This is a genomic window from Terriglobia bacterium, from assembly GCA_020073495.1.
Lineage (GTDB): Bacteria > Acidobacteriota > Terriglobia > Terriglobales > Acidobacteriaceae > JAIQFD01.
The window spans coordinates 96252-109366 of the sequence record JAIQFD010000006.1 but is presented as its reverse complement, the minus strand read 5'-3'; the positions used below and the strand labels follow the sequence as shown (position 1 = coordinate 109366).

The window sequence follows — 13115 nt, the reverse complement described above, 5'->3', positions numbered from 1 at the left end:
CGCAAGGTTGCGCGCGAATATCTCCGGTAGGCTGTGGCCGCAGACAGCATTCTTGCAGCTCGTCCTTACATCCGATCGGCTAACCGGAGGTTAGTCCATGGCTGAGATGGCGTTACCCGGCGCGATCCATCCATCGCGCATCGTCGACCGTTGGGTCCAGTTGATCGCTGGCGTCGTCGCCATGATGGCGATCGCCAACCTGCAATACGCCTGGACCCTGTTCACGAAGCCCATTCAATCCCACCTGAACGTCACGCTCACCGCGGTCCAGTGGACATTCGCGTTGTTCATCGCGATGGAAACCTGGCTGGTGCCCTTCGAAGGCTATCTGGTCGACCGGATCGGCCCACGCTTGATGCTGGGCATGGGCGGGCTGCTGGTCGGGGCTGGCTGGATCGGCTCCGGGTACGCGGAAACGGTCCATAGCCTGTACTTCTGGTACGCGCTGGGCGGCATCGGCGCGGGTGTGGTCTACGGCGGTACCATCGGGAACGCGCTGAAATGGTTTCCCGACCATCGTGGCCTCTGTGTCGGGCTTACGGCCGGCGCCTACGGCGTTGGCACAGCCCTAACCGTGTCACCGATCGCCGGCATGATCAAGGCTTCCGGCTATCAGCACACGTTCATCGTCTGGGGAATCATCCAGGGCACGATCGTGCTGCTGGCTGCGATCTTCCTGGCCAAACCGCCGATCGGATGGGCGCCTCCGGGCTGGAAGGAAAAGGAAGCCCAGATCAAGTCCAAGCTCAACACCTCGACGGTGGACATGACGCCGATGGAGATGGTGAAGACGGGCTCGTTCTGGATGATCTACTTCATGATGACCCTGCTCGCCTTCGGCGGCCTGGTGGTCACTGCCCAACTCAACCCCATGGCAGTTTCCTACAAGGTCGACAAGGTGATCATTTTCGGCGGCATGACGGCGCTGGTGCTGGCCATCGAGGTGGACCGCGTCCTCAACGGGATGACGCGCCCCTTCTGGGGGTGGGTCTCGGACCACATCGGCCGCGAGAACACCATGTTCATCGCTTTCAGCTTGGAAGCGATGGCGGTGTTCGCGCTGCTGCAACTGATCCACCGGCCGCTGATGTTCATCGCCTTGTCCGGCCTGTGCTTCTTCGCCTGGGGCGAGATCTTCTCGCTGTTCCCGGCGATCACCGGTGACCTGTTCGGCAAGAAATGGGCGACCACGAACTACGGCATCGTGTACACGGCCAAAGGACTGGCCTCGATCTTCGCCGGACCGGGCGCAGCGTGGATGTTCTCCAAGACCGGCTCGTGGACCAAGGTCTTCTGGGCCATGATCTGTTGCGATCTGATCGCAGCCTTCGCCGCGTTGCTGTGGCTCAAGCCGGTGGCGAAGCGCACCGTCGCGCGGTCGGAGGCAACGTCGCAGGCCCGGATCCCAGCGGCCGGCAGCGCGGCGCAGGGCGTGGCGTAAAGTGCCCACAACATCCGGTTGGCGCGGGGGAGGGATAGCGGTGGCTCACTCCCGGGTCCGCTCGGGGCCACGGCTGAACCGGCGGAGTATTTTGGGCGCGGAGTGTCCGTGGAGCACGACGCGCGCAGTCTTCCCCTTACCCTCCAGCGCCGAATCGTGGCACATAGCTACACTCTTGCAGACTCATGCCCTTCGTTACTGTTCATACGCGATCATAGTTCGGCACTCGATTCGATCACGGAGGGATGATGAGACGAAATGCTGCAATCCTGGCCGGCACTGCGCTGACGGTGTTGGCAAGCCTGCTCGCTTTTGGCGAGCAGAAATCCGCGTCAAAGCACACCCCATCCGCTTCCAGCGCAGGCAAGCACTACACGCTGGCCGCGACCAAGGACAACATCCAGTGGGGATGGCTCGATTCGAACGAGCCCCCAAAGCTGACCATCAAGTCCGGGGACACAGTCTCGGTCGAGACCTGGTACCACGCGCTCGACCAGATCAAGCCGTCTTCCGATGGCAAAGGTCCGGACATGGACGAGCTGGTCCGCTTGCGCAAGGCGAACCCCGGCGGCGGACCTCACTCGATCACCGGCCCGATCTATGTCGAGGAGGCTGAACCGGGAGACACCCTCGAGATCCGCATCCTCAAGATTGTCCCCAAGGAGTTCGGCCAGAACTACAACCTTCCGGGCAAGGATTTTCCGACCGTTGGCCTGCTGGCGGCCGATTTTCCCGAGGGCTTTGTCCGCTACTACAAATTCGACCTCAAGAACATGCAAACCGAATTCAAGCCGGGCATCATGGTGGACCTGAAGCCATTCCCGGGCATACTGGCGGTCGGGGTCGATCCGAACGAGCCCAAGGAGAAGGCGGGCCCGCCCATCCACGACGCCAAGGGCCGCACCAGCACCCTGCGTCCCTGGAAGAACGGCTCCAACATGGATCTGAACGAGCTCCAGGCCGGCTCGACGATCTACCTCCCCGTGCTGCTCAAAGGGGGGTTGATCTGGATAGGGGACGCGCATTGCCGGCAAGGCAACGGCGAGGTCAACCTGGAAGCCATCGAGTGCGCCTACAAAGAGATCGAGGTCCAGCCCATCCTGCACAAAGGGATGAAGACGGACTGGCCGTGGGCAGAGACCAAGTCGGATTGGATCTTCGTGGGCTTCGACGAAGACTTGACGGAGGCGATGAAGATCGCGGTGCGCAACACCATCAACTGGCTGTCCACCCAGACGATGGTCCCGATGAGTCGCAGCGAGGCGTATGCGCTGACCTCGATCGTCGGCGATTGCCGCGTCACCCAGATGGTGGACATCCGCAAGGGCGTCCACTGCATGGTGCCGAAGTCGATCTTCGTGCAGGCCCCGGCCCATGCAAAAGGCGAAAAGACGAAGGCCAAGCCTGCGGCGAAAAAGGAATAATGCGCTCGGCTGGTTTCTGGTAAACCTAACGCTTGCACCTGACCCAAGCCATCGTCCTGTTTTTCGCCGGGCTGGTGGCGGGAACGCTCAACGCCATCGCGGGGGGAGGGAGCTTCATCTCCTTCCCCACGCTGCTGCTGACGGGCGTGCCGCCGGTGGAGGCGAACGCGACCAACACCGTCGGCCTGTGGCCGGGTCTGGCGGCCAGCGGCTTCGCCTATTTCCGCCTGCTCAAAGTGCCGGCCCGCCTCCTGCTTCCGCTGCTGGTCACCAGCGCGGTGGGCGGCCTGGTGGGCGCATTGCTCCTGGTCAAGACGCCGCAGCACACCTTCCAGCGCCTGATCCCGTGGCTGCTGCTGTTCGCCACGCTCCTGTTCATCTTCGGCAACCGCATCCGCGCCCTGGTGGGAAAGGCCGCCACCGTGGACGATCTGCGGCAGACCTCAGCGGCGGCGATCACCGCGGTTTCCTTCGCCAACCTGCTGGTCGGTATCTACGGGGGCTACTTCGGCGGCGGCATCGGGTTCATGGCCCTGGCCATGCTCGCGGCGCTGGGCATGCACGACATGCACGGCATGAATGCCCTGCGGACGGTGACCGCAGCCGTCATCAATGCCACCGCCGTCATCACCTTCATCGTGGCGGGTGCGGTCTTCTGGCCGCAGTGCGGGATGATGATCGCGGGCGCCCTCTCCGGCGGGTGGTTCGGGGCGAAATTCACCCAGAAGGCCGATCCCAGGAAGGTGCGGTACTTCATCATCGCCGTGGGCATCATCATGACGGCCTATTTCTTCGTGACCCTGAAGTAGCGACCTGCGGACGAGGTGGATCCCCTTTTTGCTTCCGGATCGGAACAGTCATACAATCCTGTGCACGATCCCTTATCCCGGTTTCAAGAACATTCCTGCGAGGTGGGTTGTGAAACTGCGAGTCGTTCTGGTGGTTCTGTTCCTGGTGGTCCTGGTGCAGGCAGCGTCGAAATCAACTGACTTTGCCGGAAGATGGAAGTTCATCGCGGAAAAGAGCACTGGTGGAAAATACTTCCCGCCCGACACCACCCTGGTCGTGAGGCAGGCCGGCTCCCTTATCTATTTTGAATACTGGGCGAACAACCACTTGTTTGAGAGGGACGAGTTCCGCACCGACGGCAAGCAGGAGAAGTTGTACGCCAACGCGAATGAGACCGCCTATGCGGACGGTCGCTTGCGCAAGAACGAACTCCAGATCACTACGCACCACATCATGGAGAGCGAGATCGGCTCCAAGTCGTTCAACGAAGTCGATCGCTGGATTCTCTCCGAGGACGGCAAAACGCTGACTGGAAAGCCGTCGGACGGGAAAGTCGTGGTGTTCCGCCGCGAGGAGGCGAGCCCGGCCGCCGCACCGGCGAACCCGCCCGCCGCACCGGTGAACCCGCCGGCTGCCAAGAAGTAAGTCAGTCCGGAATCCGCATTGGAGCGCCCGATTGGGGCGCCTCCCCGCCTGTGCTAACCTGTGATCGCGCCTCTCCGGCCGGGATGGCGGAACTGGCAGACGCAGCGGACTCAAAATCCGCCGGCCTTCGGGCCATGGGGGTTCAATTCCCCCTCCCGGCACCAGCTGTTTCGCGACGTCTCCTTCGTTTCAAAATCCGCACAAACAAGCTTTCCGATTGCCGCTCCAGCCGTCCAACGGAACGAATGGCATTCCGTTGTCGTACTGAATAACAGGACGGCATGAGACCCGCGTGATCTTCAAAGACCTTCTCCGCGACACCTTCCGAACGCTCTGGGCGCACAAGCTGCGCACGGTGCTGACCATGTTCGGCATCGGCTGGGGGATCGTCTCCATCACGCTGATGGTGGCGGCGGGCGAAGGGCTGCGCGTGGGGCAGCGCAAAGCGGCCGAGGGGTTCGGCAAGAACATCATGATCGTGTTCGCGGGCAAGACCAGCATGGACGCCGGGGGTATTCGCGCCGGGCGCCAGTTGTGGTGGCTGCGCCGCGATTACGAGACCATCCAGAGGGAAGCCACCGACTGCCAGGATGTGATCCCCGAGCTGGGCCAGGGCAACATCCGCATCCAGAGCCTGTACGCCAACGCCGCCCTGACCATCGCCGGCTCCATGCCCGAGTTCGCCGACATCCGCAGCATTCCCATCGGCGAGGGCCGCTTCTACAACCAGGAGGACAACCTCGGGGCGCGCAACGTAGCTATCCTGGGCAGCGACGCCAAGGACCAGCTCTTCCAGGGACGCAAGGCGCTCGGCGAGACGATCTGGCTGAATTCTCATCCCTACGCCGTCATCGGCGTGATGCGGAAGAAAGATCAGGACTCCAGCTATGACGGCCGCGACATCAACAAAGTCTTCATCCCCTTCAACGCCATCATTCGCGATTTCCCCAACCCTCCCCCCTACCCGGCCGACAGCGTGGACCGCCTTCTGGTGACGCCCAAATCGCTGGTCCAGCACGAGGCTTGCAAGCTGGAAGTCCGCAAGGTGCTGGCGCGCCTGCACAACTTCAATCCGGAAGATAAAGAGGCGGCGCAGATCTGGGACACGGTCGAAGAAGCCAAGGCCTTCGCCGCCATGACCGACGGCATGAAGTACTTCCTGGGCGCGATGGGCGTCACCACGCTGTTCCTCGGAGGTCTGGGAGTGATGAACGTCATGCTGGTGGCGGTGCGGGAGCGCACCCGCGAGATCGGCGTGCGCAAGGCCGTCGGCGCCACCCGGCGCTCCATCGTCGGCCAATTCTTCGTCGAGACCCTGCTGGTGGTGTTCGCCAGTGGCGGGGTCGGATTGGCTTTTGCGTACGGCGTGTGCGCGCTGGTGAACCTGATTCCCATGCCGCAGTTCTTCGCGGGACTGCTGCCGACGTGGCAGGTGGGAGTGCTTTCGTTCGTGCTGCTCGGCACCATCGCGGTGCTCTCGGCGCTGTATCCAGCGACGCGCGCCGCTTCGGTGGACCCCATCGAAGCGCTGCGCTACGAGGCGGGAGGCTGATGATGTGGCGTGAGCTCCTGACCCAGGCCTGGGTGGCGCTGCGGCGCAGCCCCACGCGCAGCTTGCTCACCATGCTCGGGATCGTGTGGGGGATCGTGGCGGTCACGCTGTTGATCGCCTACGGCGGAGGCTTCCGCACGGTGCTGGTGCGCAGCTTCGAAAAATTCGGCAAGAGCGTGGTCATCGCCTGGCCGGGGCAGACCAGCGAGCAGCCCGGCGGCGAGCGCGCCGGCCGCGTGGTCCGCTTCGAACAGGCGGACGTGGACTTCATCAAGGCAACTTCGCCACTGGTGAAGCAGGCCTGCCTGGAGACGGTGAAGTGGACCGACATCTCCTATGGCGACCGCCTGGCCAACGTGCCCATCCGCGGCGTCTGTCCGGAGTACGGCGAGATGCGCAACGAGTTGCCCAGCCAGGGCCGCTGGATCACCTCCGCCGACGGCATCGAGCGCCGCCGCGTGGTTTTCCTCGGCGGACGTCTCTACAGGCAACTCTTCGGCACCAAGCCGCCGGTGGGCGAGGAAGTCCACATCATGGGCGTACGATTCACCGTGGTGGGCGTCATGGACCGCAAGTTGCAACTGTCGAACTACTTCGGCCCCGACGACAAGTCGGCGTTCATCCCCTATTCGGCGGCGGCGGACCTGTGGGACGCCAAGTACGGCCGCGTGATCGTGTTCACGCCGGTGGCGCCGCAGTTCGAGAAGAAAGCCATGGACCAGATGCGCGCTGCCGTGGCCACGCGCCAGGGCTGGTCCCCCACCGACCGCCGCGCCATCCAGATGTTCGGCCGCGAGGAGTTCCGCCCGGTCATCGACGGCATCACCATCGGCCTCGAGGTGTTGCTGACCTTCATCGGCGCGCTGACGCTGGGCATCGGCGGTGTGGGCGTGATGAACATCATGCTGGTTTCGGTGGACGAGCGCATCCGCGAGATCGGCCTGCGCCGCGCCCTGGGCGCACGCCGCTGGCACATCCGCGCCCAGTTCCTGGCCGAAGCGCTGCTGCTGATGCTGCTGGGCGGCATTGTCGGCATCCTGCTGTCGTACCTGATTTCCGCCCTTGTGGGCACGCTGCCCATGCTGGGCGCGCTTTTCAAGGACGACTCCGGCGCCGGCGACATCCGGCTGCACATTTCGGCGCAAACCGTGCTCATCTCCAGCGGCGTGCTGCTGCTGGTCGGTCTGATCAGCGGCATGGTGCCCGCAATTCGTGCGTCGAAGCTCGATCCGGTGACCGCGTTGCGATATGAGTAGCCGCGCCCCAATCTGATTGGTTGAAACAGAAGGGGTGGAGCAGGGCTTCAGCCCTGCAGTCGATGCAGTCTAGATTCAGTGGCTTTAGCCACTGAGGTACCTCAGCGGCTGAAGCCGTCCCGCTTTTTGTAGCCGGGATGCAGGCCTAAAGGCCTGCTCCACCCCGCCTACCCCCTCCCCCTCATCAATTGAAACAAAGGAGTTAGCTCTTGATATCAAGGGGACCAGGAGTCAGGAGTCGGGAGTCAGGAGTCGGCGAAGGCGCCTAATTTTTCAAAGAACGGCGGCTGCGCGGGGCAGCGGGCGGGCGCGAGGCCCGCTGGGAACAAAGGATCCTTCGCCAAGGGCTCAGGATTTCGCCTGCGGGCTCCCGCTACGCTCACGCCCGCAAAGCGGCTCAACATCCAGCGTAGCAGAGTGAACAGATGCGGCTGTGGTGAGGCGGGGCGACTTGTGCTGCGGAATCAGCATCTTGCAGACCAGAAAAATAAAGTTCTTGACATAGCTGAGAGCTATACAAATCCAGATCTTGCCCGCGTCTTTGTTTTCAGAGAGTTGCGGTGGGAGAAAAGACTCACCGCAATACCGCGGAGGAACCCACCCAACGAAACCCGCGTTGGGTGGGGCACCCGCGTTTCACGAAGGATCACGCACCCTGTTGCGCCAAAAGCGGGCGCGACAAGGGTGGGCACCAGGCAGTTTCCCTCAGCGGCTGAAGCCGGATATTTTCGACCTCTCTGACGCAGGCCTTAAGGCCTGCTCCACCCGATCGAAGGGAACACGCTTCCGGGGCGAATGGCCAGCGTCCTTTGTGGTGAGGAGATTTTGCGTCCCTCGCACCCGTCCGGTAATCTCTTCCGCCGGGGGTGCAAATGCGTACGACTCTGGTTCTGACGTTCCTGGTGCTGTTCACAGCCAGCCTGATCGCGGCCGAGGGGAAACAGGTTTCCTACAAGAGCGGCGACGACACCGTGCAGGGCATGCTCTACACGCCGAGCGGCGGCAAGGCACCGTTCCCCGCGCTGGTGGTCATCCACGAGTGGTGGGGCCTGAACGACTGGGTCAAGGAAGAGGCCTCGAAGCTCGCCGACCAGGGATACGTCACCCTGGCCGTGGACCTGTACCGCGGCAAGGTGGCCGACAATCCCGACCTGGCTCATGAACTGATGCGCGGCTTGCCCGAGGACCGCGCCATCCGCGACCTGCTGGCCGCAACCACCTTCCTGCGCTCCCTGAAGCACGTGAATCCCGACAAGATCGGCTCCATCGGATGGTGTTTTGGCGGCGGCATGTCGAACACCCTCGCTTTGAACGATCCCAGGCTGGTGGCGGCGGTCATCAACTACGGCCACCTCGCCACCGACAAGGATTCGCTCTCGAAGATTCACGCCTCGATCCTCGGCATCTTCGGCGGCAAGGACCGCGGTATTCCCGTGGACGACGTCAGGAAGTACGAAGCCACGCTCAAGGAGCTGGGCAAGACCGTGCAGATCGTCATCTATCCGGAGGCGGGACACGCCTTCGAGAATCCCAACAATAAGCAGGGCTACCGCGCCGACGACGCCGCGGACGCGTGGAAGAAGACGGTGGAATTTCTGGCGGCGAAGCTGAAGAAATAGTTGGCATGAAGCAGAAAGCAGGCCGCAGCGGCCATTGTGCTGCCTCCCACCTCTTGCTGACTCTTCCTGCTAAGATTTGCCTGCGGACTGATCCTTGATCGGGCAGACCATCTCGCACTACCACATCCTCAATCGCCTCGGCGGCGGAGGAATGGGAGTGGTCTACGAGGCTGAGGACGTCAAGCTCGGCCGGCGTGTGGCCCTGAAGTTCCTCTCCGAAGATATGGAGCGGGATGGCGCCGCGCTGGAGCGCTTCCAGCGCGAAGCCCGCGCCGCCTCGGCGCTCAACCATCCCAACATCTGCACGATCTACGAGATCGACGAGTACGAGCACCGCCACTTCATGGCGATGGAGCTGCTGGAGGGCGAGTCGCTGGACCGGCTGGTCGCCGGGCGCCCGCTGGCGCTGGATCTGCTGCTCGAGCTGGCCATCCAGATCGCCGAAGCGCTGGACGCGGCCCACGCCAAGGGCATCGTGCACCGCGACATCAAGCCGGGAAACATCTTCATCACGGCGCACAATCGGGCGAAGGTGCTGGACTTCGGTCTGGCCAAGCTGACGCCCAAGGCGGTGGCCGACGTGGTGGGGGCGACGGCCGCGCCCAGCGGCGTCCCCACGATCGCCAGCGAACACCTGACCAGTCCCGGCTCGGCCGTGGGCACGATCGCTTACATGAGTCCGGAGCAGGCGCGCGGCGAGACGCTCGATGCCCGGACCGACCTGTTCTCCTTCGGCTCGGTGCTCTACGAGATGGCGACGGGCGTGCTTCCTTTCAAGGGCACGACCACCGCGGTCATCTTCGACCAGATCCTGAACCGCGATCCGGTGCCGCCGCTGCGGCTGAATCCGGAGCTTCCGCCGGAGCTGGAGAGCATCATCCGCAAGGCGCTGGAGAAGGACCGCGACGTGCGCTACCAGTCGGCGGCGGAGATGCGCGCCGACCTGAAGCGGCTGAAGCGGGACACCGACTCCGGCCGTTCTGCCGTGGTGAGCGGCGCGGTGCGGCGCGACTCCAGCGCCAAGATCATTGCGGCGGAACTGAGGCGCAGCGGCTCGGCGCTGACCGTCGGCACGGGCATCTTCCTCATTGTCGCGGCGGTGATCACATACGGTTTGTACAAGCTGGTCACGGCGCGGAAAACGACGGAAGCACCCGCGGCGACCGCGACAACCGGCGCGCTGAGCTTCCAGAACATGCGGCTGGCGCGTATCACCGACAGCGGCAAGGCGACGCAGGTGGCGATCTCGGGCGACGGCCGCTACATCGTGCACGCCACCGATGAAGGAGGGCAGCAGAGCCTGTGGGTGCGACAGGTGGCCACTGGGAGCAACGTGCAGATCGTTCCGCCGGCCGAAGTGCTGTATAGCGGCGCCACCTTCTCGCCCGACGGCAACTATATCTACTTCGTGCGCTCCGACCGGAAGCAGCAGGCCTATAGCTACTTGATGAAGGTACCGGTGCTGGGCGGCGATGCGCAGCAGATTCGCTTCGACGTGGACACAGCGGTCTCGTTCTCTCCCGACGGGAAGCAGATCGCCTACGAGCGCGGGTTTTTGGAGCGGGGCGAGATCACACTGTACGTCGCCAATGCCGACGGGAGCGGGGAGCGCGCCCTGGCCACCCGGCGCAACCCCAGTTCCTTCACGGGGACTGGCCCCGCGTGGTCGCCGGACGGCAAGGTGATCGCGGCCTCGGTGTTCGAGTTCTCTGGTGGCGGGCTGAGCGGGATCGTTGCGGTCTCGGTCGCGGACGGTTCAATGAAGAAGATCTACACGCACTACGGCGTCATCGGCCGCGTCTCTTGGCTGCCGGATGGGTCCGGCTTGCTGATCGGGGCGATCGACCTGTCCAAGGGACCGCAGGGCCAGATCTGGTATGTGCCGTATCCCGGAGGGACGCCGCAGCGGTTGACCAATGACCTCAACGATTACGACACCTGCTGCGTGAGCCTTACCGCTGACGGCAAGCAACTCGCCGTCATCGAGAACGAGCGCATGCCCAACGTGTGGCTGGGAGCGGCAAAGGACTTGAAGCACATCACCCAGATCACCTCCGGCCGGTCGGACGGGTTTAACGTCTCGTGGCTGCTGGGCAAGATCGTGTACACGAATCGTGCCGGCGAGATCTGGGTGGCGGAGGAAAACGGCAGTAACCCGCGCCGCGTGTCGCCCCCCGACCACATCACGGGCAACGCCGAGGGGTGCGGCGACGGCAAGCACATCCTGTACCAGCGTGCGACGTCGGCCGGCGTGTCGGTTTGGCGCATGGATGCGGATGGCGCCAATCCCACCCAACTCACGCACGACCGCTTAGACCAGTCCATCAGTTGCTCGCCCGACGGCACGTGGACGACTTACGGGTCGATCGATACGGGCAAGTTCAAACATTTCCGGATGCCGGTAATGGGAGGCGAGCCGACCCAGATCAGCTTCGACAACGAAACCGCGACGGGAGGCGCCCCCATCTCGCCGGATGGTAAGGCAATCGCATATCCTATGCTGGAGGGTGAAGGCATCCCCAAGACCATGGGAGTTGTGCGGTCCATGGAGGGCAACAGGCTGATCGCCAAAGGGGAACTTCCGCAGAGCATGGGCGCCGCGCGCTGGGCGCCGGACGGCAAGGCGTTCGACATGGTGCTCACGCGCAATGGAGTCTCGAACATCTTTCGGTTGCCTGTGGGCGCCGGGCTGGACAAGCTGAAGCCGATCACGGATTTCAAAGAGGGACGCATCTACAGCTTCGCCTGGTCCTGGGACGGGAAGAAGATGGTGCTCGGCCGTGGGCCCCAGACCCGCGACGTGGTGCTGATCAGCAATTTCCGCCAGTAGGGCGGGGTGTGAACCCGTGGTTACCGTGCGGTTACTTCGCGGTTACCGAAGATATCTTTACCGGCCCGGGCTGCCGACATAGAGTCGTGCGTGAAGTTAGGCAGTTCCGGGGGAGGGCTGCCGTGGCGTCCTGAGACTTAACCGTCTCAGGGCGCTTTTAATTTGTGGGTCGTGGGTCTACGGTCGTGGGAGGGCCTGAATCGTCTCCGGCTTCCCCGCATCCAATCTTCTGTTAGGATGATGAGTTGCCTGCGCGGCAGCGGCACTCATATCTGGGAGGAGAGATGGCTGGAGCTGGGATGTTTGAAGTAACCGACGAGAATTTCGACCGCGACGTGCTCAAGGCGAGCCAGCCGGTGCTGGTGGATTTCTGGGCCGCGTGGTGCGGACCCTGCAAGGCGATCGCGCCCATCGTGGAAGAGGTCGCGAGCCAGTACAACGGCAAGGTGAAGGTGGGCAAGATGGACGTGGACAAGAACATCGCCACCCCGCAGCGCTACGGCGTGCGCGGCATTCCCACCCTATTGCTGTTCAAGGACGGCAAGGTGGCGGAGCAGATCGTGGGCTACGTCCCCAAAGAGACCATCGAGAAGGCGATCACCAAGGTGCTGTAAGGAAGTACTCAGTACTCGGTACTCAGTACTAAGTTGAAGACGGGCTCAGCGGGCGCTGAGCCCTTTGCTTTGCCCGCGAAAAGCAGGTCCCTCACGGTTGAAGCCGCCCCGGATAATACTGGTCCTTAGTACTTGCGCAGGACGCCGATGACGCGGCCCTGGATCTGCACCGCGGATGCGTGCACCACGATGGGCTGCATGGCGGCGTTGGAAGGCTGGAGGCGGACCTTTTCGCCTTCCTTGTAGATGCGCTTGAGCGTGGTCTCCATGCCATCCACCAGCGCGACCACGATCTCTCCGTTGCGCGCCACGCTGGTTTTTTCCACCAGGATGTAATCTCCGTTCAGAATGGCCTCGTCCTGCATGGAGTCGCCGCGCACCTCGAGCACGAAGACGTCTTTCGACTTGGTGAAGTCGGTGAGGGAAATGGTCTGGGGGTTCTCCATGGCCTCGACCGGCCGTCCGGCGGCGATGCGGCCCAGCAGCGGCAGCTCGGCGTTGGCCGCGGCAGCCATCACCTGCTTCATCTTGCCCTTGGGCGGGAGCAGGTCGATGGAGCGGCTGCGGTTGTAGTCGCGCTTCAGCAGTCCCTTCTTCTCCAGGTTGGTGATGTGCTTGTGCACGGTGGCCAGCGAACTCAGGCCCATCCCGTCGCCGATCTCCTCGAAGGAAGGCGAGTAACCGTGCTTCTGCACGAACTCCGAGATCCAGTCGTACAGTTCACGTTGCCGCTTTGTTAGTGCCATCAGGCGCAGTATGGGCGAAGGAAAGGCGAATGTCAAGAAAGTTCGGCCATCAAACGAACCAGCCGCTCTTGTAAGCCACCCACCAGGCGATGAACACGGCGGGAATAGTTGCCAGCAGCCCCCACAGCAGGGGCAGGTAGATATCCGCAACCACGCTCAAGATCAGGAAGATCAGCCAGAAGATCTTGCGTTCCAACTG

The 13115-nt window shown here is 63.1% G+C and carries 11 protein-coding genes and 1 tRNA gene; 10 read left to right on the top strand and 2 right to left on the bottom strand.

The features are described 5' to 3' along the window. Positions 1-106 precede the first annotated feature (106 nt). The 10 genes from oxlT (at position 107) to trxA (ending at position 12170) form a co-directional block, all read left to right on the top strand. On the top strand, positions 107-1441 hold the full coding sequence (gene oxlT / locus LAN37_15035) for an oxalate/formate MFS antiporter (GenBank protein MBZ5648527.1): 1335 nt from the start codon (positions 107-109) through the stop codon (positions 1439-1441). A gap of 248 nt (positions 1442-1689) precedes the next feature. Then, positions 1690-2865, top strand: coding sequence for an acetamidase/formamidase family protein (locus LAN37_15030; GenBank protein ID MBZ5648526.1), 1176 nt, complete (start codon positions 1690-1692; stop codon positions 2863-2865). Positions 2866-2897: 32 nt separating this feature from the next. Continuing rightward, on the top strand, positions 2898-3674 hold the full coding sequence (locus LAN37_15025; protein MBZ5648525.1) for a sulfite exporter TauE/SafE family protein: 777 nt from the start codon (positions 2898-2900) through the stop codon (positions 3672-3674). Between the two features lie 109 nt (positions 3675-3783). Further along, a complete protein-coding gene (locus LAN37_15020; protein ID MBZ5648524.1) occupies positions 3784-4299 on the top strand; it encodes a hypothetical protein in 516 nt (171 codons plus the stop codon). Positions 4300-4376: 77 nt separating this feature from the next. Further along, a tRNA-Leu gene (locus LAN37_15015) sits at positions 4377-4463 on the top strand. A 128-nt stretch (positions 4464-4591) separates the two neighbouring features. Further along, a complete protein-coding gene (locus LAN37_15010; protein ID MBZ5648523.1) occupies positions 4592-5851 on the top strand; it encodes an ABC transporter permease in 1260 nt (419 codons plus the stop codon). Continuing rightward, a complete protein-coding gene (locus tag LAN37_15005; protein ID MBZ5648522.1) occupies positions 5851-7107 on the top strand; it encodes an ABC transporter permease in 1257 nt (418 codons plus the stop codon). Before LAN37_15010 ends, LAN37_15005 begins: the two co-directional genes overlap by 1 nt. A gap of 872 nt (positions 7108-7979) precedes the next feature. Next, positions 7980-8726, top strand: a complete 747-nt coding sequence (locus LAN37_15000) for a dienelactone hydrolase family protein (protein ID MBZ5648521.1) — start codon at positions 7980-7982, stop codon at positions 8724-8726. A 94-nt stretch (positions 8727-8820) separates the two neighbouring features. Further along, entirely contained in the window at positions 8821-11556 is a 2736-nt protein-coding gene (locus LAN37_14995; GenBank protein ID MBZ5648520.1) for a protein kinase, read from the top strand. 284 nt (positions 11557-11840) lie between these two features. Further along, entirely contained in the window at positions 11841-12170 is a 330-nt protein-coding gene (gene trxA, locus LAN37_14990; GenBank protein ID MBZ5648519.1) for a thioredoxin, read from the top strand. A gap of 125 nt (positions 12171-12295) precedes the next feature. Here trxA and lexA read toward each other — a convergent pair whose 3' ends face one another. After that, a complete protein-coding gene (gene lexA, locus LAN37_14985) occupies positions 12296-12916 on the bottom strand; it encodes a transcriptional repressor LexA (GenBank protein MBZ5648518.1) in 621 nt (206 codons plus the stop codon). A 49-nt stretch (positions 12917-12965) separates the two neighbouring features. After that, on the bottom strand, positions 12966-13112 hold the full coding sequence (locus tag LAN37_14980) for a hypothetical protein (protein MBZ5648517.1): 147 nt from the start codon (positions 13110-13112) through the stop codon (positions 12966-12968). Positions 13113-13115 lie beyond the last annotated feature (3 nt).

Excerpts from the sequence above, each read along its gene's own strand:
- LAN37_15030 (MBZ5648526.1), top strand. The coding sequence starts at position 1,690 with ATGAGACGAAATGCTGCAATCCTGGCCGGCACTGCGCTGACGGTGTTG.
- oxlT (MBZ5648527.1), top strand. The coding sequence starts at position 107 with ATGGCGTTACCCGGCGCGATCCATCCATCGCGCATCGTCGACCGTTGG.
- lexA (MBZ5648518.1), bottom strand. The coding sequence starts at position 12,916 with ATGGCACTAACAAAGCGGCAACGTGAACTGTACGACTGGATCTCGGAG.
- LAN37_15005 (MBZ5648522.1), top strand. The coding sequence starts at position 5,851 with ATGATGTGGCGTGAGCTCCTGACCCAGGCCTGGGTGGCGCTGCGGCGC.
- LAN37_15000 (MBZ5648521.1), top strand. The coding sequence starts at position 7,980 with ATGCGTACGACTCTGGTTCTGACGTTCCTGGTGCTGTTCACAGCCAGC.
- trxA (MBZ5648519.1), top strand. The coding sequence starts at position 11,841 with ATGGCTGGAGCTGGGATGTTTGAAGTAACCGACGAGAATTTCGACCGC.